Below are 26,340 nucleotides of genomic sequence, written 5' to 3'. Positions count from 1 at the left end.
ATGTGGAAAGAGACCGTCCGCGCCTTGCAGACCGGCGCCCTCGCCGAGGTCGCCGTCGTGGCCTTCGTCGTGGCCTTCCTGCTCGTCGTCGTGTACGCGTTCACGCTCTCGAAGCGGACGCGCGAGGAGATCAAGCGCCAGCCGCTCGACGACGCCGCCGAGTTCTACCCCGAGCCCCCGCGCAACGGCACCGCCGAGGAGACCGACCATGCCTGAGCCCACCCCGCCCCCGTCCGACGCCGTCCCCGAGGGGGCCGTCGGAGACAACGCGCTGTCCGAGACCGCGCCCGACCCCGACTCCCCGCTCCGCAAGCCGGGCGCCCCCGAGCTCCCCGAGGGCGTCATCGGCGAGGACGCCGTCGACCGCGTGATCCAGGGCCACACCTACGACGGCATCCGCGAGTACGACAACCCAATGCCCGGGTGGTGGGTCGCGCTGTTCTGGGCCGGCATCGTGTTCGCGCCGATCTACATGCTGGGCGTCCACGTGTTCGACTGGATCAACGACTACGGCGACGACTACGCCCAGGCCGGGGCGCGCCTCGAGGAGGTCCGCGCGGTCTACGCCGCGACCGGCCCCTCGTTCAAGACCGACGCGGGCGCGCTCCGCGAGTACGCCGCCGACGCCCAGATGGCCGAGGCCGGCGCCGCCGACTTTGCCGCCATCTGCGCCGCGTGCCACGGCGACGCCGGCCAGGGCGTCATCGGCCCCAACCTCACCGACGACTACTGGATCCACGGGGCCGACGTCGAGCAGATCTGGACGTCGATCGCCGAGGGCTTCCCGGCCCAGGGGATGCCGCCCATGAAGGACCAGCTCGACGAGGAGGCCCGCGCGCAGGTGCTGGCCTACGTGTACGCGCTCCAGGGCACCGACCCGCCCGGCGCGAAGGCGCCGGAGGGCGAGCCGGCGACGGCGACCCTCTAGTGGAGCGCCGCGCGATTGTTGACGGCTTCGCTCGGGTGCCGCGTATCGCGTGTTGCGTGTCCTGATGACCGGGACATGCAACACGCGATACGGAATGCGGGCCGCCACCCGTCAGAGACGCCGCGATGCAGCATTAGGAGTGCCACGGGCGGGCCTTCGGGGCGGCGTGCCCGGTGCTGCCTCCGAACCGCCCCGCCCCCGCGCCTCCTCCCGGGCGGGCCGGCCGGCGGCGCGTAGGGGCGCGCCCCACACGGCCGCCCGCGTCCTGCCCACCCCGCCCCGCTCGGTCCACCGGCGCCCGCGGGGCGGGGCGGGAGAGACCTTTGGGGTCCCCTTTCCACCGCCCGTGTCCTCGTTCATCCCCACCGCCGACGTCGGCATCCTCGACAGCCCGGAGGAGGTCCTCTCCACGCTCCGCAACGACGGCTCGCGGCGCTGGCTCTACCCGGTCCCGTCGAGGGGCCGGTTCTGGCAGCGGCGGCTCGTCGTCGGGTGGGCGCTCATCGTGTTTTTCGTCTCGCTCCCGATCGTTCGGATCGCGGGCAAGCCGGCCGTGCTCCTCGACGTGGCCGCGCGCGAGTTCACGTTCTTCGGGTTCACGTTCTACCCGACCGACACCTTCCTCCTGCTCCTCGTGGGGATCGCGATCCTGGTGTCGGTCGCGCTCGTCACGGCCCTCCTGGGCCGCGTGTGGTGCGGGTGGGCCTGCCCGCAGACCGTCTACCTCGAGTTTTTCTACCGGCCCGTCGAGCGCTTTTTCGAGGGCGCCGAGCACGTCCGCGCGCGACGCGACGCCGGTCCGTGGACGTTGGACAAGGCGTGGCGGAAGGCGGGCAAGTGGGCCGTCTACGTCGCCGCCTCGGCGCTCCTGGCCCACACTTTCACGGCCTACTTCGTGGGTTGGGACCGGCTCGTCACCTGGATGACCGGCCCGCCGACCGAGCACTGGGGCTACTTCGTGCTCGCCGCGGCCACGACCGGGCTCGTGCTCTTCGACTTCGGGTACTTCCGCGAGCAGATGTGCACGATCACGTGCCCCTACGGCCGGTTCCAGTCGATCCTGCTCGACCCCGACTCGATGATCGTCTCGTACGACCCGAGCCGGGGCGAGCCCCGCGCCAAGCGCGGCAAAAAGGCCATCGCGCAGGAGAAGGCGGGCGAGAAGCCGCCGCTGGGCGACTGCATCGACTGCGGGTCCTGCGTGCGGACGTGCCCGACGGGCATCGACATCCGCGAGGGGCTCCAGATGGAGTGCATCGCGTGCACGCAGTGCATCGACGCGTGCGACTCGATCATGGACGCCGTCGACCTCCCGCGCGGGCTCATCCGGTACACGTCCGAAAACGCCATCGAGGGCAAGCCGACGCGCGTGTTCCGCGCGCGCACGGCGGCCTACGGGCTCCTGCTCGTCGCCGTGGCGACGGTCTTTACGGTCGCCCTCACCACGCGCCGCGCCTACGACGTGGGCGTCGGGCGGGGCGTGGGGCAGCCGTTTATCGAGCTGGCCGACGGCACGGTCGGCAACCAGATCCGCGTCCGCGTCCGCAACCAGACGGCGACGGCGTCGGCGTTCCGCGTCGACCTCCTGACGCCCGAGGGCGGGGCGGTCCGGCTGGGCGCGGCGCAGCCGGTCCCGGTCGAGCCCCAGCAGCAGGTCCGCGCCGAGGGCTTCGTCGTCGTCCCGCGCGCGGCGTTCGAGGGCGCCGCCGAGGTCGCCGCCGTCGTCCGCGTGACGTTCGACGACGGGACCGTCGAGGTCGTCCCGTTCACGCTGCTCGGCCCCAGCCGATGAAGCCCGAGAACCAACACGTCCGCACGCACGGCGCGGCGCGGCCGCGGAACCTGGCCGTCGGGTGCCTGGCCGTCCTCGTGGTCCTGCTCGCGTGCGGGCTGCTCGCGCGGTTCGTCCGCGACGAGGACGCCGACACGATCACCCCGCCCGACCCGCCCGCCGCCGTCGAATCCGTGAGCCGGTCGGTCAGCGAGCCGGTGGATCCGTAGCACGAACGTGCAGACCGACCCTCTCGCCCCGGACCCCTGACGGACCGCCCCGCCCGCCCCGCCATGACTGACCCCGACCGCCGGCCGCCGCTCGTGCCCTCGCACATCGCGTGGCCCGCCTTTATCGTGTTCCTGCTCGCCATCAGCATCACGATGGCCGCCGCGACCTTCGTCGCCGCGCGGTCCGACGGCGGCGTGCGACTGGCCGAACCTCCTGCCGCGACCGCCCCGCCCCGGTGACCGTGCCCGCCCCGCCCCCGTCGGTTCCGGCCGCCCCGCCCGAGGGCGCCGTGTCGCCCGAGGCGCCGTGCGCGCACTGCGGGCTGCCCGTCGGGCGCCGCCCCGCCCGGACGGCCGCGGGCGAGGCGTGCTGCTGCACCGGGTGCGCCACGGTCCGCGACGTGCTCGCGGCGTCGGGCCTGGGCGAGACGTACGACCGGCTCCGCACCGTGGCGCCGTCGGCGCGGCCGGCGGGGCGGCCGCAGGCGCCCGAGGCCCTCGCGCTCGCCGAGCTCGACCGGCCCGAGTTCCTCGACGGCTCGACGCGGCCCGCCGAGGGCGGCCGGGCGGTCGACCTGTTCGTCGACGGCGTCCACTGCGCGGCGTGCGTGTGGCTCGTCGAGCGGCTCCCGTACGAGGTCGACGGCGTCTCGGCGGCGCGGCTGGACCTCCCGCGCGCGCGGCTCTCGCTCACGTTCGACCCGGACCGCGTGCGCCTGGGCGACGTGGCGCGGTGGCTGGCCCGGTTCGGCTACGCCGTGCGCCCGTCGCGGCCCGAGGCCGGGGAGGCGAGCGCGGCCGAGCGGTCGCTGCTCGTGCGTATGGGCGTGGCGTGGGCGCTGGCCGGCAACATCATGCTCGTCGCGTTCGCGCTCTACAGCGGGCTGGGCGCCGAGCGGGGCGGGCTGGCGACGGCCGCGCGGTGGTTCAGCCTCGCGCTGATGGTCCCCGCGGTGGGCTACGGCGCCGCGCCGTTTTTCCGCCGCGCGTGGGCGTCGGCGCGGGCCGCGTGGCGGGCGCGGTCGCTCCGCCACCTCCACCTCGACACGCCGATCGCGCTCGGGATCGCCGTCGGCGCCGGGCACAGCGCGTGGGCGACGGTCACGGGGCGGGGCGAGGTCTGGTTCGACTCGGTCGCCGTCCTCATCGCCGCGCTCCTGACGGCGCGGTGGCTCCAGCTCCGCAGCCGGCGCCTGGCCGGCGAGGCGTCCGACCGGCTCCTGGCCCTCGTCCCGCGCGTGGCCCGCCGCGTCGGGCCGGGCGGGGCGGTGGCCGTCGTAGACCTGGACGACGTGCGCCCGGGCGACACGGTCGAGGTCCCGGCCGGCGAGGTCGTCCCAGTCGACGGCGTCGTCACGACGGGCGCGAGCCGGCTCGACCGGGCGGCGCTGACGGGCGAGGCCCGGCCGGAGCCGGTGGACGAGGGCGCGCCGGTCGAGGCCGGCACGACGAACCTGACCGCCCCGCTCCGCGTGCGCGCGACGGCCGTCGGCGAGGCGACGCGCGTGGGGCGGCTCCTGGCGTGGGTCGAGCGGGGCGAGGTGCGGCGCGCGCCGGTCGTGCTGTGGGCCGACCGGATCGGGGGCTTTTTCGTGCTGACGGTCCTGGGGCTGGCGGTGCTCACGGCCGGCCTGTGGCTGTGGCTGGACCCGGCGCAGATGCCGGCGCACCTCGTCGCGCTCCTCGTCGTGACGTGCCCGTGCGCGCTCGGCATGGCGACGCCGCTCGCGCTCGCCGTGGCGTCGGGCCGCGCCGCCCGCGCCGGCATCTTCGTCAAGTCCGACGCCGCCGTGCAGCGGCTGACCGAGGTCGACACGGTCGTCCTCGACAAGACGGGCACGCTCACCGAGGGGCGCATGGAGCTGGCCGAGTGGGAGGGGAGCGGGGCGGCGCTCGACCTCGCGGCGGCGCTCGACGCGCACGCGACGCACCCGGTCGCCGAGGCGATCGTGCGGGCGCGCGGCGTGGGGCCGGAGCCCGTGACCGACATTGAAGCCGTGGCCGGTCAGGGCGTGCGCGGCCGCGTGGGCGGGGCGGCCGTCGCCGTCGGGCGGCCCGACTGGGTCGAGGCGCTCTCCGCTCCGCTCCCGGCGCGGTGGCGCAGGGCGCTCGCGGCGTGGGCCGAGGCCGGCCACACGCCGGTCGCCGTGGCCGTCGACGGCGCGCCGGCCGCCGTGCTCGCCGTGGGCGACCGGCTCCGGGCCGAGGCCGCCGACCTCGTGGCCGGGCTCCAGGCCGAGGGCAAGGCCGTCCACATCCTGTCCGGCGACGACGCGCGGACGGTCGCCGCCGTGGCCGGCCGGCTGGGCGTCGAGAGCGCGCGGGGCGGCGTCTCGCCCGAGGCCAAGCGCGAGGCCGTCGCCGCGCTCCAGGACGCGGGCGGCGTGGTCCTCATGGTGGGCGACGGCGTCAACGACGCCGCCGCGCTCCGCCAGGCCGACGTCGGCGCGGCCGTGGGCGGGGGCACGACGGCCGCGCTCGTGGCCGCCGACCTGTTCCTCACGCGCCGCGGCGTGGCCCCGCTCGTCGACGCGCTGGGCGGGGCGGAGCAGGCCATGCGGACCGTCCGCCGCCTGCTCGCGCTCTCGCTGGGCTACAACGCGGTCGGGGCGGCGGCGGCCGTCGCCGGGCTCGTGACGCCGCTCGTGGCTGCGGCCGCCATGCCGATTTCGTCGCTGGCCGTCGTCGGGCTCGCGCTCCTCCAGCCCTCGTTCGCCGCCCGCCCCGCCCCGGCTGGTGACCGCCCCGCCCCGCCCCGGCCGGACGGCCCATCCCGATTGGCCGCTCCGCCCCGCCCGGCCGCCCTGGCCGACGCCTCACCCCGCCCGTCGTGAACGTCCTCTACGTCCTGGTCCCGCTGGCGCTCGCGCTGGCGCTGGGCGGCGTCGCCGCCTTCCGGTGGGCCGTCCGCGACGGCCAGTTCGACGACGTCGAGACGCCGGCCCTCCGTGTCCTCCTCGACGACGAAGAGGCTCCGACCGACGGAGCCCCATCCCCCCCGCCCGATGCCTAAGCCCTCTGCCGCCGCCGCCCCGCCCACACCCACGGCCCCCATCGACGGCGCCGTCGTCCCGCTCGACGCGGCGGTCCTCCGCTGGACCGCCCCGCCCGGGACGGCCTCGTTCGACGTGCGCGTGGCCGCGGCCGACGCGCCCGACGACCCGCTCGTCGAGCTCGACGCGCTGCCGGCCACCGAGGTCGAGGTCGCCGACGCGCTCCCGCCCGGCGACTGCGTGTGGTGGGTCCGCCGCTCGGGCGGGGCGTGGAGCACGGCGGCCCGGTTCCGCGCCGGCACGGCGGCCGACGTCGAGGCCACCGTCGAGGCCGGGGCCGCCGCCGCCGACAACGAGCGCGACGCGCGCGGGCCGGGGCGGGGCGGCGGGGAGGGCGGCGCCACCGAGCCGCCGCCGGACCCGGTGTGGCCCCACGCGACCGGCGAGGCGCTCGACGGCGCCGCCGACGTCGACTGGTCGACGGTGCCCGGCTTCGGGGCGCCGACGCGGGACAGCGTGCCCACGGCCGACGCCCCGCCGCCCCAGCTGATCGGCCCGCTGGGCGGCGAGATCGTCGACGCCGTCGTCGTCGCGCTCCGCTGGCGCGACGTGCCCGGCGCCGACTCGTACGAGGTCGAGCTCTCGCCGCACCCCGAGTTCGACCGCGACGTGCTGTCGCTCGACGCCGGCCGCGCGACCGAGATCGAACTCCCCGGCCTCGTCCCGGCCGCCGGCCGCAAGCTCCTGTGGCGCGCGCGGGCGCGCGTGGGCGGGGCGGCGACGCCGTGGAGCCCGTACGGCCGCTTCTACCCGGCCGGCGAAGACGACGTCGACCGCTTCCGCGCCGACCTCAGCGCCGCGCTGGCCGCGCAGCAGAGGCAGCAGGACTACGCCCGCGTCGTCCGCGAGCGCGAGCTCGACCTCGTCCCGCTCCACGAGCGCCCCGACGCCGTCACCACGACGGCCATGGCGGGCGTGATCACCTGGATGCTCATCTCCGGCCTGGTCATCGGCGTCATCGCCTTCGTGTTCGTGATGTCGCTGCGGGGCGGCTGACGCGGACCGCCCCGCCCGAACGGTGCCGACGTCGTCCCGGCTCTCGGCGAGAACGCTGGCGCCGCGCGGCGTCGGCGCAGCCAGGGCGCTGGAGCGGGGTGGAGGCCGTGGACCGTCGGAGCGCGGGTTAGCGGTCGACGCCGTGGACCATCTCGCTGTGGGCGGAGTGGCCCTCCGGCGCGAGCGCGCCCGCGCCGCGCACGACCGTCAGCGCCCCCATCACGACGACGAGGACGCCGGCCAGCCGTTGCAGCCGGAGCCGGCCCGACGGCCGCAGGCGGCGGCTCAGGACGCCCGTCAGCGCGAGCGCCGGCACGGTCGCTAGGCCGAACACGGCCATCGTAGCCGCCCCGCCCCCCGCGCTCCCCGTCGAGGCCGCCATGCCCAGCATGCCGTAGACGAGCCCGCAGGGGAGGAGCCCGTTGAGCGCGCCCAGCGCCACGAGCGCCGGCATCGACCCCGACCCCGCGAGCCGGCCGATCGCGGGCGCCAGCCGCGTCGCCACCCCGCGCCCCGGCGCCCGCGCCCCGCCCCACGCGACGCCGCACAGGGCCAGCCCGACGAGCACCATCGCCACGCCGAGCCCGACCGAGAGCACGCCCGAAACGGCGCCCAGCGCGCCCGTCACGAGCGCGCCTACGCCGCCCGCGAGGGCGCCGAAGGCGGCGTAGGTGGCCGTTTTGCCCGCGAAGTACGCCGCCTGCCGCACGGCGACCGACGGCCCGCCGCCCACGCTGAGCAGGGCCACGAACCCCCCGCACATGCCGACGCAGTGGGCGCTGCCGAGGAGGCCGGCGAGAAAGGCGGCCGTAAGGTTGAGCATAGTGCCCCGAGGCTACGGCCCGCCGCCCCGCTCGGCTGCGGGGCCGGCGGCGGCCGCGGTGTAGGGGAATCCCGGCCGGGGCGGGGTGGAGCCTGCGGCCGCCCCGCCCCGGCCGGCGCTAGCTTTGGGCATGGACCGACTCTCCGCCGGCGAACGCCCCCGATCCCCCGCCCCGCCCGGACGCCCGTGAACGGGTTGGTCCTCGCCGCGGGCGTCGCCCTCGTCGCCGTCATCTGGGCCGACGCCCTCGTAACGGCCCTGTCGCAGCGGGGCGGCGGGCCGGTCACCTCGCGTGTGGCCCACGGGCTGTGGCGGCTCTCGCTGGCCGCCATGCCCACGGGCACGCGCTCGCGCGCCGTCGAGCTTATCGGGCCGACCGTCGTCGCCGCCATTGTGCTCGCGTGGCTCCTCGGGCTGTGGGCGGGGTGGCTCCTCGTGTTCAGCGCCGACCCCGCCGTCGTCGTCGACGCGGACTCGCGGGCGCCCGTCGACCTGGGGACGCGGATCTACTTTGTCGGCTTCGTGCTGTGGACGCTCGGGACCGGCACCTACGTCCCCGTCGGCGACGAGTGGGAGGTCCTGACGGCGGTCGCGTCACTCCAGGGGTTCGCGCTGATCACGCTCGGCGTGACGTACCTGCTCCAGGTGCTCCAGGCCGTCACCGCCGAGCGCCAGCTGGCCGGGGTGGTCGACGACCTCGGCGGGACGCCCGACGGCATCGTCCGCCAAAACTGGTCGGGGAGCGGGTTCGACGCGCTGAGCTCCTACGTCCCCTCGCTGGTCCAGATGATCGAGCACCACGGGCGGCGGCACCAGGCGTACCCGGGGCTCCGCTACTTCCGCAGCGCCGAGCGGCGCGTGGCGCTGGCGCCGTCGATGGCCGCGCTGAGCGAGGCGCTCCTGCTGCTGGAGTCCGGCGTGGCCCCCGACGCTGCGCCGCCGCCGCCGACGCTCCGGCCGCTCCGCCGCGCGCTCGACGGGTTCGTCGCCAGCCTCGGCCACACGGCCGTCGAGCCCAGCGCGGCCGACCCGCCGCTCCCAGACCTCGCCGCGCTCGCCGAGGCCGGCGTCCCGACCGCCCCGCCCGCCGCGTTCGCCGCCGGGGCGGGGTGGGCCAGCCACCGTCGGCGCGCGCTCTGGGGGCTCGTCGAGGCCTCGGGCTGGCGGTGGGACGACGTGGTGGGCGAGGCCGCCGCCCGGCCCTGAACGCCGACCGCCCCGCCCCCAGGATGGGGGCGGGGCGGAATCCGCCCGCGGGCGGGGTGGGGGAGGGTGGAGGCCGCCCCGCCCGCTACAGCACCTCGCGCAGGATCCGCCCCAGCCAGCGTTCCAGCGCGCTGTAGGGCGGGATGAGCTCGTCGATCTGACTCTGCTCCTCGATCCACGTCGTCCGCCCGAGCAAGAGGGCGAAGTCGGGGTAGTGGACCATCGCCCACGGGCCGCCCACGACGTGCATCGTCTCGCCGTCGAGCATCATGCTCCGCGAGTCCTTGTTCATCGACCCCACGAGCGAGAAGAAGACGGCGCTGTCGCGGAGGGCGGGGCGGAGTCGGGCCACGCGCTCGACCATCGGGTACTGCGCCTGCGCCCGTGTCGCCATTGTGCCCCGGACGCTGTCGGCGAGCATCGTGCCCAGCGTGGTCGCCCGGAGCCCCTCGCGGACCGTCTCGACGTCCATCTCGCGGGCGATCTGGCGCGTCACCGCGCCGATGCCCAGGAGCTGCGTCTTCCGGTGGAGCTTGGGGAGCCGCTCGACGACGTCGGTGACGAGCGGCTGGACCGTGACGCCGGCCTCGTCGAGCTCGTCGGGCACGGTCTGCAACAGGTCGTAGACGTCCTGGGGGAACGGGAACTCCTCGCGCAGGAACGCGCCCCGCTCGAACTGCGAGGACGCCTCGCGGAGCAGGCCGGCCAGGTCGTCCACCTCGGACGTCCGCGTGTAGAGGCCGACGCGGAAGTCGCCGCCGGCCGCGGCGAACACGTCCTCCATCTCGTTCTGGATCAGGAGCATCCGCGCGATCAGCGCCCGGCTCCGGGCCATGACCGGGGCCGAGGCCGAGGGCGCGTTCGCGAAGGCCGGCGCGATCACGCGCACGGCGCACCCGCGGAAGGCGGCGCCGACAAGCTGGCCCGACCAGAACGCGCTGAGCCAGAGCGAGTCCGGCACGTAGATCACGCACCCCGCCGGCATGAGGTTGTAGAGCGTGGCCTGCGCGACCGTGGCCTCTTTGGGTGCGTAGCCCACCTCGTTGTGGACGTTGATCGCGCGGGCGTCCGCCCCGCCCGCGTCCAGCTCGGCCACGAGCGCGTCGTAGGTCGGCGGGAAGGGCTCGGCGCGGAGCGGGGGCGGGATCTCGTCGGCGTCGAAGCCCTGCGAGAGCAGCAGCTCGCGCGCCGCCGTCTTGAGCGCGACGAGCGCCGGCCCGGTCGCCACCACGCCGCGGTCCTCCCACGTCGGCGACGCGTACTGCTCGCCCACGCCGGTCCCCACGAACACGCCCCGCCCGCGGCGGGGGTCCCGCTCGGTCACGTCGTAGAAGGCCACCTTCCGGTGGTCGCGCATGAGCTCGTCGGGGAGGAAGTTGGTCCAGTCCGGCCACCACGAGATGAGCTCCGACGAGCGGAAGGAGAAGTCAGCCGGGAACGTGATGTTGAGGTGGACCTTCACCACGTCGCGGATCCAGCCGTCGCCGCCCCGCTCGGCCGCCTCGCGCTGGAGCCTCGCGCTCCCGGCGACCGCCGCGCGGAGCGCGTCCTGCGCCCGCCGCACGCCGTCCTCCATCTCGGGGTGGTCGCCGGGCAGCGAGAACCGCCGGCGGAGCGGGTCCTGGAGCACCTTCAGCCACACCCCGCCCCCCGTCGTCGCGTAGCTCTTGACGTCGAGGAAGAGGAGGAACGTCGGCAGCCGCCCCGTCTCGTCGTAGCGCCGGACGGACTCGGTGAGGGCGTCGAGGTAGCCGGCCGTCGTCACCCGGTAGGCGACGGTGTCGGGCTGGCCGATGGCGTCGTAGCCGGCAAAGTCGTGGACCCAGAGGACGTGGTAGTCCTCGGCGTCGTGGAGCGAGGCCACGAGGTCGCGGTAGAACCACGTGTTGTTGATGGGGAGGGCCAGGTTGCCCGTCGTGAGCGGGCGCCCGACCGTCCGCCCGACGATCTCGTTCAGCTCGTCCTGCGAGTCGTGCGCCTCGGGGCGCATCCCGAGCTGGAGCGGGAGCCACACCTTGCGCCCGTCGTCGTGCCAGCGGTCGAGGAGCCAGGCCCGCGTGGACTCGGCGATGTCGAGGAGGTGGGAGAAGGCGTCCTGCGCCCGCGCCTGGGCGCCGGCGTCGGCCCCCGACGAGTCGGCGAGCCACCGGCCGAAGCGGTCCTGGGCAGCGGGGAAGAGGCCGCGGAGCGAGTCGTTCTCCCTGGGCTGCCCGATCAGGCGGTCGTAGGGGATGAGCACCTCGTCGAGCAGGGCTGCCCGCGCCGCGTCGGCCGCGGCCGCCCCGCCCCGCCCGCCGAGCGCGAGCGCGAAGGCCCGCTCGACGCCAGCGTGGTAGCCGTCCTCGGCCTCGGCGAACGTGGGGAAGGCGCTCTTGGCCGCCCCGCCCCGCTGCGCGAGCGAGTCGCGCCAGTCGACGAGCTGGCGGCGGAAGTCCTCCAGCCCGACGGCCTCGTCGCGGCCGCTGTTGTCGAGAAAGGCCGTGTTGAAGGCCGTGAGCCAGAACGCGCCCTCGGCCGCCTCGCGCAGCGCGGCCTCGACGGCCGGCGCGGGCGGGGTGGGCGGGGCGGCCTCCCGGTCGGCGCGCGGCGCGCGCGGGAGCACGGCCTCCACGTGCCGCGGGCGCGCCTCGCCCAGCCACCGCTGGCCCAGGGGGAGCTTCAGGCCCAGCCGGAAGGAGTGGTCCCGCGTCGGGATCCAGTCGATGCGGAGCGCGCCGCCCTGCCCGAGCGGACCGCTCCGCCGGAGCGGCGGAAGAACCGAAACCACGAGGTCCAACTCCGGGTCGTCGAGCCGGACCTCCCCGCCCACCTGGAGCGCCAGCGACGGCGCCGACCCGAACAGCCGGACGGCCCCGCGCGCCCCGCCCTCGTCGCCGCCCGTCCACCCGACGGACCCTTCGAGGGCGACGCCGACGCCGACGATGGGGTTGATGAGGTCGCGGTAGACGCCGGCCGTGAGGGCGCCGCCGGCGGCGCCGGCCTCGCGGTCCCAGACCGCCCCGCCCACGGCGTAGGGCTTGAACGTGGGCGGAATCCCCATCGACGTGATGGGCTCGGGGGGCGCCGCCGGCTCGGGCAGCGGCGGGGCCTCCAGCGCCGAGGCCAGCACCCCGGCCGGGCGGGGCGGGGCGGCGGCCGAGTCGGGGCCGGCGGCCGGCCCGCCCACGCCTTGGGCGGCGGCGACGGCGGGGAGCAGGGCGAGGAGCGAGAGGGCGAGGGCGCGCATGAGCGGGGGGTCCAGCAGGCCCTGTAGGTACGGCCTCACCGGGGGCGGCGTCTCCTGGTTTTCTCCACGCGGCGCTCCCCGCCCGGCGTCCCCGCCCGGCCGCCCCGCCCCGCCCCGGCGCCGAGGCCGGCGAAACCGCCCCGCCCCGCCCGCCAACGCCTCACGCGGCCCGCGGGCGGGGCGGCGATTGGCAGGGGCGATCGCCGTGATGGAAACAACCCATCGGCCCCGCTGGGCGGGGCGGCTAGAGGGGCGGGGCGGGGCGGAGGACGGCGTCGAGGAACCGGGCCAGCAGCGGCGAGCCGTCGCCGCGCCGCCACACGGCGCCGGTCCGGATCGTGAGCGCGGGCTCGACGAGCCGCGCGAACGCCACGCCGGGGTACCCCGGCTGGACCCGGGCCGCGTGCATCGTCCCCACGCCGACGCCGGCGGCGACGAGCCCGAGCAGGCTCTCGGCGTGGCGGACCTCCTGGACGACGCGCGGGACGAAGCCGGCCGCCCCGCACGCTCGGAGGTACTGGTCGTACACCTCGGGGGCCGGGTCCCGCGCCCACGCCACCTGCGGCTCGTCGGACAGCTCGGCCAGCGCGACCGTCTCGCGGCCCGCCAGCCGGTGCCCCTCGGGGATCACCACGAAAATGGGGGACTCGGCAATCGCCCGGACCTCGACGCCCCGCTCGTCGACCGGCAGGAGCACGAGGCCGGCGTCGGCCCGGCCCTCGCGGACGGCCTCGACCTGCTCGCGGCTCCCGGCCTCCCAAAAGTGGAGGCCGGCGTCGGGCACGTCGGCCCGGAAGGCGCGGATCGACTCGGCCAGGCCGTCGCGCATGATCGGCGCCTCGTAGCCCACGCGGAGCGCGCCGGCCCGCCCCTCGGCCGCCGCCCGGACGGCGGCCTCGGCACACGCGGCCTCGTCCAGCACGCGCCGCGCGTGGGGCAGGAGGACGGCGCCGACGGGCGTGAGCGAGACGCGGGGCGACCGCTCGAACAGGCGCGCGCCGACCTCGCCCTCGAACGTCTTGATCTGCTGGCTCAGCGTCGGCTGGGCGACGAACGACCGCGCGGCGGCCCGGCCAAAGTGGAGCTCCTCGGCGACGGCGACGAAGTAGCGGAGGTGGCGGAGCTCCATGCGTCGGGTTGGCTGGGGGTGTTCCTGGGCGGGCTCGGGGTCCCCACGCCTACACGAACGAGCGCCCGTGCCGGCACGAAGAGCGAAACGTCGGGCGGGGCGGCTCGGGCGGGGCGGAGGCCGGAGCCTGGGGCCGGGGAGAGTCGGGAGGAGGGGGTGGGGATCGAATGATAGAGGCGGCCTACCCGCCCGATCCAAAGGATCGATACAACCTCTCGTGCAGGCCCGCGTTCGTAGGGAGTCCGCCGCCTCCTCTGCCGCGCTGTTTCTATGGCTCCGTCTTCTGCAAAAGCGTTCCTGTTCGCTCTCTTCGCGCTCGCGCTCGGCGGGTGCGCAACGACGGGGTCGTCGGGCGGGGCGGCGACGTCCGAGCTGGCCGGGACCGTCACCTACCTCCCCCGCATCGCGCTGCCGCCCGACGCCGCCGTCGTCGTCCGGCTCCTCGACGTGAGCCGCGCCGACGCGCCGGCGGAGACGCTGGCCGAGGAGACGATCTCGACCGAGGGCGTGTCGGTCCCCGTCCCGTTCACGCTGCGCTACGACGCGGACCGGGTCGACGCCCGCCACCGCTACGTCGTCCGCGCCGAGATCCGCGACGCCCTGGGCGACCTCACCTGGACGACCGACACCGCGGTCCCCGTCCTCACGAACGGGGCGCCGTCGTCGGGCGTCGAGGTCCGCGTCGTCCAGGTCACGAGTGAGCCCGAGGGAGAATCCGGGGGCGGGGCGGACGTGCTCCGCGGCCCCGAGTGGCGGCTCGTCGAGCTGCGCGCGGCCGGGGGCGCCCCCACCCCGCCCGAGGGCGACGGCGCGTTCACGGTCTCGTTCCTGGAGGACGGCCGCTTCCTCGGCCAGGCCGACTGCAACCAGTACGGCGGCACCTACCGGACCGAGCCCGGCGGCGACCTCGTGCTGTCGGACGCGGCCACGACGCTCGCAGCGTGCGCCCCGCCCTCGTCGTCCCGCGACTTTTTCGGCACGCTGGGGCAGGTCGTCGGGTACAGCGTGGCGGGCGACCGGCTCACGCTCCGCGCCGCCGACGGCCGCGCGCTCGTGTTCAGGGCGGGCGCCGCGCCGGACCTCGGCGGGATGCCGCCGCAGGAGACCGGCCGCGACTATGCCTACACGTGCGCCAGCGACGACGGCCCGTTCACGTTCCGCATCCGCACCGGCCCGGGCGAGGTCGCGCTGTGGCTGCCCCCGCGCTTCGAGGGCCGCGAGGGCGGGACGTACCGCGTGCTCGGGCAGGTCGTCTCCGCCAGCGGCGCCAAGTACCAGGACGGGCCGGTGACGGTCTGGACGAAGGGCGAGGACTACGCGCTGCTCGACGTCGACGGCCAGGAGTTCCTCGACTGCCCGGCCGACCCGGCGCGGGCGGGGCGGCTCCTGCTCCGGGGCACCGGCGACGGCTGGTACCTCGAAGTCGTGGAGGCCGGCGACGGCGCCCGCCTCCGCCTCGTCGGCGCCTTCGAGGAACGGGGCGGGGCGGCGACGGTCACGCGGTCGGGCGCCCAAACGGTCTACCGCGCCGACGGCCTCGTCGTGACGGCTACCGACGAACCGTGCACCGACGCCGACAGCGGCGATACGACCGGCACCCGCGTCACCGTCGAGCTGGACGGCCGGACGCACGAGGGCTGCGGGCAGCGGACCGGGTAGCGCCTGTCTCCGCCCCGCCCGTCCCCGCCCCGTCCGCCTCCGCCCTCGCTTGCACCTCTCCTACGACTTCTCCACGATGAACCCATCCCTCCGCTGGCCGAGCGCGCTGCTCGCCGCTCTGCTCCTCACCGTTATGAGTTCGCCCGCCGCCGCCCAAGACGCGCCGCTCTCCGCCCGCGAGAGCGACCCCATCGACATGGGGTGGATGCAGGGCTCGCCGCCGCCGCCCGACAAGGTCCTGAGCGCGGTCGACAGGTCGTTCTTCGAGTTCCCGGCGCTCCGCTACAGCGTGGCCCACATGCGCCAGTTCCTGCCGACCGTCAACGTAGGTCGCGGGCTGGGGGACCCGGTCCCGTTCGAGGTCGAGCTCGACGCCGGCATCGACTCGGTCACGTTCGTGCCGTGGGACGCCAGCGAGCCGATGACGTGGGAGGAGTCGCTGTGGGCGAACTACACCGACGGCATCCTGGTCCTGCACCGCGGCCGGATCGTCTACGAGCGCTACTTCGGCGCCCTCACGCCCGGCGGCAAGCACGCGGCCATGTCGGTCACCAAGTCGCTCACCGGCCTGCTGGCGGCGGCGCTGGCCGTCGAAGGCACCCTCGATCCAGACAAGCCCGTGACCGACTACGTTCCCGAACTCGAAGGCTCGGCCTTCGGCGACGTCACCGTCCGCCAGGTCATGGACATGACGACGAACCTGGACTACAGCGAGGACTACGCGGACCCCGACGCCGAGATCTGGGAGTACGCCGAGGCCACGGACCCGTCCGCGGCGCCGAGCGACGGCCCGGTCGGCACGCTGGCGTACCTCCAGACGATCCAGGCCGCCGGCCCGCCCGGCGAGGCGTTCGCCTACCAGACCCCCAACGCCGACGCGCTGGGGTGGATCGTGACGCGTGCCTCGGGACAGCCGCTGAACGAGCTGCTGTCGGACCGGATCTGGAGCCGGATCGGCATGGAGCAGTCGGGCTACTACCAGGTCGACGCCGTGGGCACGCCGGCGGCGGGCGGCGGGTTTAGCGGCGGGCTCCGCGACATGGGCCGCCTGGGCGAGCTCATCCGCAACGAAGGCATGTGGCGGGGCGAGCAGGTCCTGCCGCGCCTGGCGATCTCCGACATCCGGCGGGGCGGGAGCGTCGAGGACTTCGCCCGGTCCGACCACCCCGCCCTCGACGGGTGGTCGTACCGCGACTTGTGGTGGATCACGAACAACGCGAACGGCGCGTTCGCCGCCCGCGGCGTCCACGGGCAGACGGTCTACGTCGACCCGACGGCCGAGATGGTCATCGTCCGGTTCGCGTCGCACCCCGTCGCCGCCAACGCCGCCAACGACCCCACGTCGCTCCCGGCCTACCAGGCCGTCGCCGACTACCTCATGGCCCACGATTCCCGCTAGACATGACTCCGACTCCACTCTTCGACCTCTCCGGCAAGACCGCCATCGTCACCGGCGGCGCCAACGGCATCGGCCTCGCCTCTGCCCAGATGCTCGCCGACTACGGCGCCGCCGTCGTGGTCGCCGACCTCGACCTAGCGGACGCCCAAGCCGCCTCCGACGAGATCCGGTCCGCCGGGGGCCGCGCGCTGGCCGTCGACTGCGACGTGACCGACGACGCCGACCGCCAGCGGCTGGTCGAGCGGGCCGTCGCTGAGTTCGGCGGCGTCCACGTCCTCGTCAACAACGCCGGCGGGGGCGGGGCGGGGCGGGAGAGCCCGGACGACATCACGGTCGAGCAGTTCGCGTCGGTCTTCAGGCTCAACGTGTTCAGCGCGTGGCGGCTCTCGCAGCTGTGCGCGCCCCACATGCGGGAGGCGGGGTACGGCTCGATCGTCAACATCACGTCGATGGCCTCGGTCAACCGGAGCCCAGCGATCAGCGCCTACGCCTCGTCAAAGGCGGCCCTCAACCACATGACGGCCAACCTCGCCTTTGACTACGGCCCCCACGTCCGCGTCAACGCCGTCGGCCCGGGCGCGGTGCGGACGGGCGCGCTGGAATCCGTCCTCACGCCCGAGGTCGAGGCCAAGATGCTGGAGCACACGCCGCTGGAGCGGCTGGGCGAGCCCGGCGACATCGCGGCGGCCGTCCTCTACTTTGCCGCCCCGGCCTCGTCGTGGACGAGCGGGCAGACGCTGTTCGTCAACGGCGGCGGCGTGCAGACGCTGGACTGAGCCCCTCCGGGGAGGTACGGGGTACACGGTACCGGGTACGGCTGTGGGTGGGCGTACTCCGTGCCCTCCTGAACCGCGCTCCGATGGCCGCCCCGCCCGCGGAGATCGACGTCAGATGCCCACCCCGCCCACGCAGAGTGGTGTGGGCGGGGTGGGGAAGGGAGCCGCCCCGCCCTTTGCGCGGCCTTCCGCGTCTCTCCTCCGGTTCTGGGCCGGGCGCGCCGTACCTCGGGGCGGGGTGGCGCGTTGAGTCGCCGCCCCGCTCCGTCTCCTCCGCCGTTCTCGATGCCCTTCCGCCTCTCTCTCCTCGTCGCCCTGTGCGCCCTAGCCCCCGTGGTGTCGGCCCAGACGGCTGTTCAGGACCTCGGCATCTCGTCGCACGTGCTCGACATCGCCCGCGGCGTCGGCGGCGGCGGCGTTCCCGTCATGCTGGAAGTCCAGACCGGCGACGGCTGGGCGCTCCTCGGCCGCGCCGTCTCCCAGGACAACGGGCGCGTCGAGTCGTTCACGGCCGACGAGTCGGCGCCGCGCGTGAGCGGGACCGAGACGTACCGGCTCACGTTCGACCTGAGCGACTACTGGGACGACGAGATGGCCGACGACGACGGCCCGAGCCTGCCGTTCTTCCCCGAGGTCGTCGTCGTCTTCCGCACCGACGACCCGACGGCGCACACGCACGTGCCCGTCCTCGTGAGCCCGTTCGGCTACAGCACGTACCGCGGGAACTGACCCCGCCCCGCCCGGACGTGACCATGACCCCCACCGCCGCCTGGGCGACGCTTGTCGTCGCGGGCCTGTTCGAGACCGGCTGGGCCGTCGGGCTCGCGTACACCGAGGGCTTTACGCGCCTGTGGCCGAGTCTGGCGACCGCGGCCTCGATGGCGGTCAGCGTGTTCCTGCTGTCGCGGGCGCTCCAGGTGCTCCCCGTGGGGACCGGCTACGCCGTGTGGACCGGGATCGGGACCGTCGGGACGGCGCTGCTCGGCCTCGTCCTGTTCGACGAGCCGCGCACGGCGGCCCGGTTCGCCTGCATCGGCCTCATCGTGGCCGGCATCGTCGGGCTCAAGCTCGTGACGCCCTCGTAACCCACCCTGACTCGTGACGCTGTTTTCCGCCGCGCTCCTGCTGTTCCTGGTGATGGACCCGTTCGGGAACGTCCCCGTGTTCCTCGCGGTCGTCGCGCCGGTGGCGCCCGAGCGGCGGCGGCGCGTGATCGCGCGCGAGCTGCTGATCGCGCTCGCGTTCCTCCTCGTGTTCCTGTTCGCCGGGGGGAGCCTGCTCGCGGCCGTCGGCATCTCCGAGGCCACGCTAACTGTCGCGGGCGGGGTGATCCTGTTCCTCATCGCGCTGCGGATGCTGTTCCCCCCGCCCGGCGGCGTCTTCCCGGCCGACACCGAAGAGGGCGGCGACGAGCCGTTCCTCGTGCCGCTCGCGGTCCCGCTCGTCGCCGGGCCGTCGGCGCTGGCGGCCGTCCTGTTCATCATGAACAGCGACCCGGAGCGGTGGCCCGAGTGGCTGGCGGCCGTTGTGCTCGCGTGGGCGGCGTCGGGGGCCGTGCTCCTGCTCTCGACCGACCTCGCGCGCGTCCTCAAGCGGCGCGGGCTGATCGCCATCGAGCGGCTCATGGGGATGGTGCTCACGGCGGTCGCGACCAAGCTGATCCTGACCGGCCTCGCTGATTTTTTTGGTCTCTAGCCATGCGTACGCTCCTCCTCCTCGCCCTCGTCGCGTTCGCGGCCCCGGCCCTCGCTCAGGGATCCTACGACCAGGACGTGCTGGGCACGCTCCTCGGCCGCGAGGCGCCGCTCCCGGCCGCCCCGCCCGCGTACGCCGTCTGGCACGTCGAGCACCCGTCGGGCAACTCGATCCTCGCGCGGCACGCGCTCTACGAGCGGGTCGGCGAGGGCGACGTGGCCCTGGGCCGCGAGCGGCTCGCGCTGGCCCAGCTCCTCGGCGAGACCGAGGCCGGCCTGCTCCGCACCGGCGACACGCTCGTCCTCCCCGCCCGGCCGGCCGACTTCGACCTGTCGCCGCTCGCCTACGCGCCGTACCCGCGCGAGTGGCCCGGCGCGGCCGAGATCGACAAGGTCGTCGTGATCGACAAGACGACGCAGACGTGGGCCGGCTACGAGCGCGGCCGGCTCGTGCGCTGGGGGCCGGCCTCGACGGGCGCCGCCGAGACGCCGACGCCGAGCGGCCGGTTCACGATGAACTGGCGCGCGCTCGAGCGCGAGTCGTCCGAGGCCCCGCCCGGCGAGCGGTGGCTCATGCGCTACGTCATGAACATCCACGCCGCGCGCGGCATCCACCTCCACCAGTACGACGTCGTGCCGACCGGGCCGCCGCAGGGCCACGGCTGCATCCGCATGGTGACGTCCGACGCCGAGTGGCTCTACGGCTGGTCCGACGGGTGGCAGACGACGGCGGGGCGGGGCGCGCTCGGCGGCCGGCCGACGGCGCCGGGCACGCTCGTCATCGTGCAGGGCGAGGAGCCCGACGGCGCCCCGCTCCGGTTCGTCGATGGCCCGAACGGGCCGGAGCGCGTGGCCGTGACGCTCCCGCCCGACCCAATGGCTGTCCCCCGCGGCGACCGCTAGCCCGCCCCGCCCTCGGCGGACGACCCGGCGCCGGGCTACCCGCGGGCGGGGCGGTGGCTCGCGCGCCGCCCCGCCCGATTCTCCCACGGCCCTGCACGCGCCGTCCCCTCCATGTCCGCCCCCTCCGTTCCGGCCGCCGAGCCGTTCGACGCCGTCCTGCCGCCCGAGCCGTCGCCCGCCCCGCCCGCGTGGCACCGGGCGCTGTTCCTCGCGCTGGCCGCCGCGGCGCTGCTCCCCGTCGTGTCGCCGGCCGTCGCGCTGGGCGCCGGCGCCATTCTCGGGCTGACGCTGGGGAACCCGTTCGAGGCTGTGAGCGCGCGCGTCTCGAAGCTGCTGCTCAAGGCGTGCGTGGTCGGGCTCGGGTTCGGGATGTCGCTGCCGGCCGTGCTGGCGGTGGGGAAGGACGGGGTCGGGGTGACGGCGCTGGGGATCGCGTTCGCGCTCTCGGTGGGGCTCCTGCTTGGGCGGCTGTTGCACGTCGAGCAGACCACGGGCGCGCTCATCTCGGGCGGCACGGCGATCTGCGGCGGCTCGGCGATCGCGGCGTTGGGGCCGGCGCTCGGAGCGGGCGCCGAGGCGATGGGCGTGTCGCTGGCGACCGTGTTCCTGCTGAACGGCGTGGCGCTGTACGTCTTCCCGGCCGTGGGGCACCTGCTGGACATGAGCCAGCACCAGTTCGCGCTGTGGGCGGCGATCGCCATCCACGACACGTCGTCGGTCGTCGGGGCGGCGGCGTCATACGGGACCGAGGCGCTGGCCGAGGCGACCGTCCTCAAGCTCACGCGGGCGCTCTGGATCGTCCCGCTCGCGCTGGGCGCGGCGCTGTGGCACCGGAAGACGGCGGGCGGGGAGGTCAAGGTGTCGATCCCGTGGTTTATCGGCCTCTTCGCGCTGGCCTCAGCCGTCGTCGCCGTGTTCCCGGGCGGGGCGGCGCTCTACGACGTGCTCGTGGCGCTCGCGAAGCAGGGGCTCGTGCTCACGCTGTTCCTCATCGGCGCCGGGCTGAGCCGGGCCACGCTCCGGGCGGTCGGCGTGCGGCCGCTCGTGCAGGGCGTGCTCTTGTGGGTCGCCGTCGGCGGCGCCTCGCTCGCGGCGATCCTCGCGTGGGCGGGGTGAGGGTGCGTTCGTCCCCGCGATGCGTGATTCGTGATGCGTGAGGGTGCCCTGTGAAGAGTCACGCATCACTCGTCACGTATCCGCCTCGTCACGCGTCCGCCGCCCGCCCGTGCTCACCGCCCCGCCCATGCTCACCGTCCTCGACTTTGTCGGCACGTTCGTGTTTGCCGCCTCCGGCGCGCTCCGCGGCGTCCAGCACCGGCTCGACCTGTTGGGCGTGGCCGTGGTCGCCGTGGCGACGGGCGTCGGGGGCGGGCTCGTCCGCGACGTGCTCCTGGGCGCCACCCCGCCCGCGGCGCTCGTCGACGAGCGGTACCTCGTGGTGTGCCTGGCCGGCGCGGCGCTCGCGGCGGCGGCGGCGGCCACGCTCGTCCGGCTCCGCCCGGCCGTCCAGCTTGCCGACGCTGTCGGCCTGGGCGTGTTCGCGGCGATGGGGGCGGCCAAGGGCGCGGCGTTCGGGCTCGGCCCGCTCGGCGTGATCTTGATGGGCGGGCTCACGGCGACGGGCGGGGGCGTCATCCGCGACGTGCTGGTCCTCGAAGTGCCGTCCGTCCTGCGGCACGACCTCTACGCGACGGCCGCGCTCGCGGGCGGGGCGGTGTACGCGGGCGGGGCGGCGCTGGGCATCGCGTCCGAGGTCGGGCTCGGGGCCGCCGCCGCCGTCGCGACCGGGCTCCGCCTGCTGGCGATGTGGCGGGGGCTGAGACTTCCGCGCCCGGCGGGCGTCTCGTAGCGCCCGCTCCCCGACCTCCGCCGCCTGTGACCCCTGACCCGCCGCCCGTGCCCGCCCCGCTCGCCACCGCCCCGCCCGCCGCCACGCCGTCCGCCGCCGCCCCGCCCGCGCCGGTCCCCCCGTCGGGGCGGGCGCTGCTCGTGGCCGGCATCGTGCTGGTCGCCCTCAACCTCCGGCCGGCGCTGGCGGGCGTCGGGCCGCTGGTCGCCGACATCCGGCTCGCGACCGGGCTGTCGAACACGGCGCTCGGGCTGCTCACGACGCTCCCGTTGCTCGCCTTCGGCGTCGTCTCGGCGTTCACGCCCGTCGTGACGCGGCGGCTGGGGATGGAGGGCGCGATCGGGCTCGCGCTCGTGCTCATCGGGGGCGGGGTGGCGGTCCGCGCGGTGCCGTCGGTGGCGCTCCTGTTCGCGGGGACCGTGGTCCTGGGCGTGGGCATCGCGCTGGGCAACGTGCTCCTCCCCGCCCTCGTCAAGCGCGACTTTTCCGACCGCTCCGGCCCGATGACGAGTCTGTATTCGAGCGCGATGGGGATGGGCGCGACCGTCGCGGCCGGCGTGAGCGTGCCGCTGGCGGCGGCCGTCGGGTGGCGCGGGGCGTTGGGGGCATGGGCGCTCTTGGCCGCCGCCGCGCTCGCCGTGTGGGCGCCCCAGCTCCGCCGCCGGACGCGGACGGCCCGGCGCGGGACGGTCCTCGACTCGCTCCGCGACCTGGGACGCTCGCGGCTCGCGTGGGCCGTGGCCCTGTTCATGGGCCTTCAGTCGCTGGCCTTCTACGTGATCCTCGCGTGGCTCCCGGACCTCCTCCAGAGCCGCGGGCTGAACGCGGAGGAGGCGGGGTGGATGCTCGCGCTCTCGCAGGCGGCCGGCATCGCGGGCTCGGCCGTCGCGCCGCTGTGGGCGGGGCGGATGCGCGACCAGCGCCCGATCATCTGGACGCTCGCCGTGCTGGAGGCCGTCGCGCTCGCCGGGCTGCTGTTCGCGGGGACGACGCTCGTGGGCGTGTGGGTCGGGCTCCTGGGGTTCGTGCTGGGCGGCTCGTTCGGGCTCTCGCTCCTGTTCCTCGCGATCCGCGCCGACACGCCCGAGACGGCGGCCGAGCTGTCGGGCATGGCGCAGTCGGTCGGCTACCTCGTGGCGGCCGTCGGGCCGGCGCTTTTCGGCGGGCTCCACGACCTGACCGGCGGGTGGACGGTCCCGCTCCTCTCGCTCGTCGTCGTGCTCGTCGTCAAGGTGGCCGTCGGGCTGCCGGCGGCGCGCGACGAGCAGGTCCGCCGCGCGGACGCGCCCGGCCCGTGAGGCGCCGCCCCGCCCGAGTGCGCGGGCGGGGTGGCGAGCGGGGCGGGGTGGAGGCGGCGTGCGCGCGGGGCTCCGCTGTCCGTAGGATGCGGCCGCGGGCCGGGGCCTCGGCCCGCTCTCCCTTTCCCGCCCCGCCCGCGTGCCGCTCCCCGACGCCACCCCGCCCATGACCCTCGGCCGTTTCGTCCAGCGCGTGCTCATCGGCTTCGTCGCCGTCGTCGTCGTCGTCGGGTTGTGGACGGCGCGCGACACGCTGCTCTACGGGTTCGCCGCGGCCGTGCTCGCCGTCGGCATCAGCATCCCGGCGGGGTGGCTCCGGCGGGTGGGGCTCCCGCGCGGCTGGGCGATCGCCATCTCGGCCCTGGGGATGGGCGTCGTGGCCGTCGCGCTCCTGCTGCTCGTGCTGCCGCGCCTGCTCAGCGGGCTGGGCGACCTCGTCGGCGGTCTTCCGGCGGCCATCGGCGGGCTGTCGGACGTGTACGCGGACCTTCGGACTCAGGGCGAGTTCTGGTACGAGGCGCTCCCGCCGCTCGACGGCACCGCGGAGCTGTCGACCGAGCGGGCGCAGGCGCTCCTCCGCCGCGTCGTCGAGGGCAGCCTGGCCGTGGCCCCGGTCGTGCTCGGCGGCGTGAGCACGCTCGTGGCCGCGCTCGTGCACCTGGGCATCGTCATCTTCGTCTCGCTCTTTTTCATCACCGACCCCCGGACGTACGTCCGGGGCAGCCTCTACCTGTTCCCCGAGCGCGCCCACGCCCGCGTCGTGTTCCTCTGGAACGAGCTCTACAGCACGGTGCGGACGTGGATCACGGCGCTCTCGCTCTCGATCGCGATCACGACGACGCTCGTCTGGGTGGTGCTGGGGCTGATCCTGGGGATGCCGGGCGCGCTCGTCGTCGCCGTCTTCGCCGGCATCGCCACGTTCATCCCCAACATCGGGTCGATTCTGCCGGTCGTGCCCATCGTGGTGTTCGCGCTGGCCAGCGGCGACCCGTCGCGGGTGTTCCTGTACGTCGCGGCCTACCTCGCCATCCAGCTTCTCGAGAGCAACGTGCTCACGCCGTCCATCGTAAAGTCGCAGCTGGCGATCCCGGCGGGCGTGGTGCTCCTGTTCCAGCTTGTCGTGACGCTGGCGTTCGGGGCGCTGGGGCTGCTCCTGGCCGTCCCGCTGCTGGCGTGCCTGATCGTCTTGGTCCGCGAGCTGTACAGCTACGACCTGCTCGGGCTGCGCACGCTCCAGATCGAGCTGTCGAAGACCGACGACGGGCGCCTCGTGCTCCACGAGACGGACGCGCTGCCCGACGACCCGCCGCCCGTGGAGGCGCGGCCGGCGGCGGCCGTGCCTGAGGCCGCGTCCTGACGCCCGCGTTCCACCCCGCCCCCCCGCCCGTGCTCCGCTCCCGCCCCGCCCGCTTTGCCGTGGCCCTCGCCGTCGCCGTCGCCGCCGGGTGCGCCCCCGACGGGCCGCCGCCTGCGGGCGGGGCGGCCGTGGGCGGGGTGGAGGAGGGCCGTGCGGCCGAGGGCGGGGCGGCCGCGCCTGACGTCCCGGGCGGGGCGGCCGAGGCGGGCAGGGTGGTCGGGGGCGAGGCGGTCGTCGGGCAGACGGTCTACGTCCCGGCCTACTCCCACATCTTCCACCAGGACGGCACGCGCGAGCTCGACCTCACGACCACGCTCAGCGTCCGCAACACGGACCCCGAGCGCGCGATCACCGTGGCGTCGGTGGGGTACTACGACTCCGGCGGCCGGCGCGTTCGGGGCTACGCCGAGCGGCCGTTCCAGCTCGGCCCGCTGTCGTCGGAGGCGTTCGTGGTCGAGGCCCGCGACCGGACGGGCGGCGTGGGCGCCACCTTCCTGGTGGAGTGGGAGGCGGCGGCCGAGGTGAGCCCGCCGATCGTCGAGGCCGTCATGGTGTCGACGGCGCAGAACCAGGGCATCTCGCTCCTCACCCGGGGCCGGGTGGTCCGCTCGCTGGGCGGGGCGGCCGCCCCGCCCGACCTCCCCTAGCCACCCCGCCCATGCCCTCCCGCTTCCAGACCGGCTTCGTCGCCGGCGCGCTCGGCGCGCTCGTCCTCGCCGCCCTGGTCTACGCCCAGTGGGCGGCCGGGTGGGGCGGCGCGCCCGGGTTCGTGGGGACCTACCGCACGGCGTTCGGGACGCACGGCGCGCTCGACCACGTGCTCGGAGCCGTCCTGTTCGCGCTCAGCGGCGGGGTCTGGGGGCTGATCTACGCGTGGCTCGTCCCGCGCTCGGCCGTCTGGAAGGGCATGGCGTTCGCGGTGCTCCCGACGCTGTGGTTCTGGGTCGTCGTGGCGCCGGCGACGGGCACGCCGATCTTTCTCGGCGGCGACGTGCGGGGGCTCGGGCTCTCCCTGTTCTTCAACGTGGTGATCTGGGGGGCCTTTCTCGGGTGGTACTGCACGCGGCGACCGGCGACGGCCTGAGCCGCTGGGGCGGGGCGGGGGCTAGCTTGGGCGCTCGCCGCCCCGCCCCGCCGCCCGTCTGGACGTGCCCCCGTTGACTCCGCCTGCCGCCGAGCCCCGGCCCGCCGCGCCGCGCGCGCTCCCGCCGAGCCCAGGGGCCGCGTCGTGATCGGCCTCGCCTTGGTCGCCGCCCTCGTGCTGGCCGGCGTCCACCTCGTGGCGGCCCGGCTCCGGTTCCTCGACGGCACGCCGCGGAGCCGGTGGCTGAGCGGGGCGGGCGGGGTGTCGGTCGCCTACGTGTTCGTGCACCTCATGCCCGAGCTGGCCGAGGGGCAGTCGGCGGCCTCGGCCCGGAGCGGCGGGCTGTTCGGGATGTTCGAGCAGGAGGTGTACCTGCTCGCGCTGGCAGGCCTGCTCGTGTTTTACGGCGCCGAGCGGCTGGCGAAAAAGTCGGGCGGCCTCCACCGCGGCGAGGGCGAGGCGGCCGGAGACGAGGACGCGCCGAGCCGAGCGGCGTCGGCGTCGGGGAACGGGACGGCGGGCGGGGCGGGGTTCTGGGTGCACCTGGGCTCGTTCGCGCTCTACAACGCCATCATCGGCTACCTCCTCGTCCACCGCGAGGAGCCGGGGGCGCTCGGGCTGGCGGTCTTCGCGGTCGCGATGGCGCTCCACTTTGTCGTGACCGACTACGGCCTCCGCACCGACTACCAGCGGTCGTGGGAGCGCGTGGGGCGGTGGGTGCTGGTCGCGTCCGTGCTGGCGGGGTGGGCGCTGGGGGCGGCGTTCGAGGTGTCCGAACTGGCGATCGCCGGCATCACGGCCTTCCTCGGGGGCGGGGTGATCCTCAACGTGCTCAAGGAGGAGCTCCCGGAAGAGCGGAAAAGCCGGTTCAGCGCGCTCCTCCTGGGCGCGGTCGCTTACGCCGGCCTCTTGCTCCTGCTCTGACACCGCGTGGCGATCCCGCCCCGCCCACATCCCAC

26 protein-coding genes are annotated in these 26,340 nt (G+C 75.5%); 23 read left to right on the top strand and 3 right to left on the bottom strand.

Annotation, left to right across the window (positions count from 1 at the left end):
• From RM540_RS03705 to RM540_RS03670, 8 genes are all read left to right on the top strand, one after another.
• Positions 1-216 carry a hypothetical protein gene (locus tag RM540_RS03705; protein ID WP_311662179.1) on the top strand — a complete coding sequence of 72 codons (216 nt, stop codon included), beginning with the start codon at positions 1-3 and terminating at the stop codon, positions 214-216.
• Positions 209-928: a cbb3-type cytochrome c oxidase N-terminal domain-containing protein gene (locus RM540_RS03700; protein WP_311662178.1), complete on the top strand. Its 720-nt coding sequence runs from the start codon at positions 209-211 to the stop codon at positions 926-928. Before RM540_RS03705 ends, RM540_RS03700 begins: the two co-directional genes overlap by 8 nt.
• Positions 929-1,274: 346 nt before the next feature.
• Complete coding sequence (ccoG, locus tag RM540_RS03695) at positions 1,275-2,720, top strand: cytochrome c oxidase accessory protein CcoG (RefSeq protein WP_311662177.1); 1,446 nt, start codon at positions 1,275-1,277, stop codon at positions 2,718-2,720.
• On the top strand, positions 2,717-2,929 hold the full coding sequence (locus RM540_RS03690) for a hypothetical protein (protein ID WP_311662176.1): 213 nt from the start codon (positions 2,717-2,719) through the stop codon (positions 2,927-2,929). The genes ccoG and RM540_RS03690 overlap by 4 nt, the downstream gene beginning before the upstream one ends.
• Positions 2,930-2,992: 63 nt before the next feature.
• Entirely contained in the window at positions 2,993-3,169 is a 177-nt protein-coding gene (locus RM540_RS03685; protein WP_311662175.1) for a hypothetical protein, read from the top strand.
• A gap of 2 nt (positions 3,170-3,171) precedes the next feature.
• Entirely contained in the window at positions 3,172-5,763 is a 2,592-nt protein-coding gene (locus RM540_RS03680; protein ID WP_311662174.1) for a heavy metal translocating P-type ATPase, read from the top strand.
• Positions 5,760-5,942, top strand: a complete 183-nt coding sequence (ccoS, locus tag RM540_RS03675) for a cbb3-type cytochrome oxidase assembly protein CcoS (RefSeq protein ID WP_311662173.1) — start codon at positions 5,760-5,762, stop codon at positions 5,940-5,942. Before RM540_RS03680 ends, ccoS begins: the two co-directional genes overlap by 4 nt.
• Positions 5,935-6,978, top strand: coding sequence for a hypothetical protein (locus tag RM540_RS03670; RefSeq protein WP_311662172.1), 1,044 nt, complete (start codon positions 5,935-5,937; stop codon positions 6,976-6,978). Before ccoS ends, RM540_RS03670 begins: the two co-directional genes overlap by 8 nt.
• Positions 6,979-7,105: 127 nt before the next feature.
• Here RM540_RS03670 and RM540_RS03665 read toward each other — a convergent pair whose 3' ends face one another.
• A complete protein-coding gene (locus RM540_RS03665) occupies positions 7,106-7,801 on the bottom strand; it encodes a sulfite exporter TauE/SafE family protein (RefSeq protein ID WP_311662171.1) in 696 nt (231 codons plus the stop codon).
• A gap of 186 nt (positions 7,802-7,987) precedes the next feature.
• Here RM540_RS03665 and RM540_RS03660 point away from each other — a divergent pair, with 186 nt between their 5' ends.
• The gene (locus tag RM540_RS03660; protein WP_311662170.1) at positions 7,988-9,007 is read left to right on the top strand and encodes a hypothetical protein; all 1,020 of its coding nucleotides are present in this window, start codon (positions 7,988-7,990) and stop codon (positions 9,005-9,007) included.
• Positions 9,008-9,092: 85 nt separating this feature from the next.
• Here the strand turns inward: RM540_RS03660 and RM540_RS03655 are convergent, their stop codons facing one another.
• The gene (locus tag RM540_RS03655) at positions 9,093-12,233 is read right to left on the bottom strand and encodes a hypothetical protein (RefSeq protein WP_311662169.1); all 3,141 of its coding nucleotides are present in this window, start codon (positions 12,231-12,233) and stop codon (positions 9,093-9,095) included.
• A gap of 244 nt (positions 12,234-12,477) precedes the next feature.
• Entirely contained in the window at positions 12,478-13,362 is an 885-nt protein-coding gene (locus tag RM540_RS03650; protein WP_311662168.1) for a LysR family transcriptional regulator, read from the bottom strand.
• A 270-nt stretch (positions 13,363-13,632) separates the two neighbouring features.
• Here RM540_RS03650 and RM540_RS03645 point away from each other — a divergent pair, with 270 nt between their 5' ends.
• The 14 genes from RM540_RS03645 (at position 13,633) to RM540_RS03580 (ending at position 26,305) form a co-directional block, all read left to right on the top strand.
• Complete coding sequence (locus RM540_RS03645) at positions 13,633-15,021, top strand: YbaY family lipoprotein (RefSeq protein ID WP_311662167.1); 1,389 nt, start codon at positions 13,633-13,635, stop codon at positions 15,019-15,021.
• A 76-nt stretch (positions 15,022-15,097) separates the two neighbouring features.
• Positions 15,098-16,420, top strand: coding sequence for a serine hydrolase domain-containing protein (locus RM540_RS03640; RefSeq protein WP_432280800.1), 1,323 nt, complete (start codon positions 15,098-15,100; stop codon positions 16,418-16,420).
• 2 nt (positions 16,421-16,422) lie between these two features.
• Complete coding sequence (locus tag RM540_RS03635) at positions 16,423-17,196, top strand: glucose 1-dehydrogenase (protein WP_311662165.1); 774 nt, start codon at positions 16,423-16,425, stop codon at positions 17,194-17,196.
• A 285-nt stretch (positions 17,197-17,481) separates the two neighbouring features.
• Entirely contained in the window at positions 17,482-17,925 is a 444-nt protein-coding gene (gene uraH, locus RM540_RS03630; RefSeq protein ID WP_311662164.1) for a hydroxyisourate hydrolase, read from the top strand.
• Positions 17,926-17,948: 23 nt separating this feature from the next.
• Positions 17,949-18,281, top strand: coding sequence for a quaternary ammonium compound efflux SMR transporter SugE (gene sugE / locus RM540_RS03625; protein WP_311662163.1), 333 nt, complete (start codon positions 17,949-17,951; stop codon positions 18,279-18,281).
• A gap of 13 nt (positions 18,282-18,294) precedes the next feature.
• Entirely contained in the window at positions 18,295-18,891 is a 597-nt protein-coding gene (locus tag RM540_RS03620) for a MarC family protein (RefSeq protein ID WP_311662162.1), read from the top strand.
• A 2-nt stretch (positions 18,892-18,893) separates the two neighbouring features.
• The gene (locus RM540_RS03615) at positions 18,894-19,793 is read left to right on the top strand and encodes a L,D-transpeptidase (RefSeq protein ID WP_311662161.1); all 900 of its coding nucleotides are present in this window, start codon (positions 18,894-18,896) and stop codon (positions 19,791-19,793) included.
• A gap of 111 nt (positions 19,794-19,904) precedes the next feature.
• A complete protein-coding gene (locus tag RM540_RS03610; RefSeq protein WP_311662160.1) occupies positions 19,905-20,909 on the top strand; it encodes a YeiH family protein in 1,005 nt (334 codons plus the stop codon).
• Between the two features lie 127 nt (positions 20,910-21,036).
• Entirely contained in the window at positions 21,037-21,642 is a 606-nt protein-coding gene (locus RM540_RS03605) for a trimeric intracellular cation channel family protein (RefSeq protein WP_311662159.1), read from the top strand.
• 26 nt (positions 21,643-21,668) lie between these two features.
• Positions 21,669-22,940, top strand: a complete 1,272-nt coding sequence (locus tag RM540_RS03600) for a CynX/NimT family MFS transporter (RefSeq protein WP_311662158.1) — start codon at positions 21,669-21,671, stop codon at positions 22,938-22,940.
• A gap of 166 nt (positions 22,941-23,106) precedes the next feature.
• Complete coding sequence (locus RM540_RS03595) at positions 23,107-24,297, top strand: AI-2E family transporter (protein WP_311662157.1); 1,191 nt, start codon at positions 23,107-23,109, stop codon at positions 24,295-24,297.
• 29 nt (positions 24,298-24,326) lie between these two features.
• Positions 24,327-24,944 (top strand): DUF3124 domain-containing protein, encoded by a 618-nt coding sequence (locus RM540_RS03590; protein ID WP_311662156.1) that lies wholly within the window; start codon positions 24,327-24,329, stop codon positions 24,942-24,944.
• An 11-nt stretch (positions 24,945-24,955) separates the two neighbouring features.
• Entirely contained in the window at positions 24,956-25,381 is a 426-nt protein-coding gene (locus RM540_RS03585; protein WP_311662155.1) for a hypothetical protein, read from the top strand.
• A gap of 144 nt (positions 25,382-25,525) precedes the next feature.
• Positions 25,526-26,305, top strand: a complete 780-nt coding sequence (locus tag RM540_RS03580) for a hypothetical protein (RefSeq protein ID WP_311662154.1) — start codon at positions 25,526-25,528, stop codon at positions 26,303-26,305.
• Positions 26,306-26,340: the final 35 nt, after the last annotated feature.

Origin of the sequence: Rubrivirga litoralis (assembly GCF_031846415.1) — a bacterium.
Classification (GTDB): Bacteria; Bacteroidota; Rhodothermia; order Rhodothermales; family Rubricoccaceae; genus Rubrivirga; species Rubrivirga litoralis.
The sequence above is the reverse complement of the archived record's forward strand: the minus strand, read 5'-3'. Positions and strand labels throughout refer to the sequence as shown.

Excerpts from the sequence above, each read along its gene's own strand:
- RM540_RS03585 (WP_311662155.1), top strand. The coding sequence starts at position 24,956 with ATGCCCTCCCGCTTCCAGACCGGCTTCGTCGCCGGCGCGCTCGGCGCG.
- RM540_RS03655 (WP_311662169.1), bottom strand. The coding sequence starts at position 12,233 with ATGCGCGCCCTCGCCCTCTCGCTCCTCGCCCTGCTCCCCGCCGTCGCC.
- RM540_RS03650 (WP_311662168.1), bottom strand. The coding sequence starts at position 13,362 with ATGGAGCTCCGCCACCTCCGCTACTTCGTCGCCGTCGCCGAGGAGCTC.
- RM540_RS03615 (WP_311662161.1), top strand. The coding sequence starts at position 18,894 with ATGCGTACGCTCCTCCTCCTCGCCCTCGTCGCGTTCGCGGCCCCGGCC.
- RM540_RS03595 (WP_311662157.1), top strand. The coding sequence starts at position 23,107 with ATGACCCTCGGCCGTTTCGTCCAGCGCGTGCTCATCGGCTTCGTCGCC.
- uraH (WP_311662164.1), top strand. The coding sequence starts at position 17,482 with ATGCCCTTCCGCCTCTCTCTCCTCGTCGCCCTGTGCGCCCTAGCCCCC.
- RM540_RS03685 (WP_311662175.1), top strand. The coding sequence starts at position 2,993 with ATGACTGACCCCGACCGCCGGCCGCCGCTCGTGCCCTCGCACATCGCG.
- RM540_RS03705 (WP_311662179.1), top strand. The coding sequence starts at position 1 with ATGTGGAAAGAGACCGTCCGCGCCTTGCAGACCGGCGCCCTCGCCGAG.
- RM540_RS03690 (WP_311662176.1), top strand. The coding sequence starts at position 2,717 with ATGAAGCCCGAGAACCAACACGTCCGCACGCACGGCGCGGCGCGGCCG.
- RM540_RS03645 (WP_311662167.1), top strand. The coding sequence starts at position 13,633 with ATGGCTCCGTCTTCTGCAAAAGCGTTCCTGTTCGCTCTCTTCGCGCTC.
- RM540_RS03700 (WP_311662178.1), top strand. The coding sequence starts at position 209 with ATGCCTGAGCCCACCCCGCCCCCGTCCGACGCCGTCCCCGAGGGGGCC.
- RM540_RS03640 (WP_432280800.1), top strand. The coding sequence starts at position 15,098 with ATGAACCCATCCCTCCGCTGGCCGAGCGCGCTGCTCGCCGCTCTGCTC.
- RM540_RS03670 (WP_311662172.1), top strand. The coding sequence starts at position 5,935 with ATGCCTAAGCCCTCTGCCGCCGCCGCCCCGCCCACACCCACGGCCCCC.
- sugE (WP_311662163.1), top strand. The coding sequence starts at position 17,949 with ATGACCCCCACCGCCGCCTGGGCGACGCTTGTCGTCGCGGGCCTGTTC.
- RM540_RS03665 (WP_311662171.1), bottom strand. The coding sequence starts at position 7,801 with ATGCTCAACCTTACGGCCGCCTTTCTCGCCGGCCTCCTCGGCAGCGCC.
- RM540_RS03605 (WP_311662159.1), top strand. The coding sequence starts at position 21,037 with ATGCTCACCGTCCTCGACTTTGTCGGCACGTTCGTGTTTGCCGCCTCC.
- RM540_RS03610 (WP_311662160.1), top strand. The coding sequence starts at position 19,905 with ATGTCCGCCCCCTCCGTTCCGGCCGCCGAGCCGTTCGACGCCGTCCTG.
- RM540_RS03635 (WP_311662165.1), top strand. The coding sequence starts at position 16,423 with ATGACTCCGACTCCACTCTTCGACCTCTCCGGCAAGACCGCCATCGTC.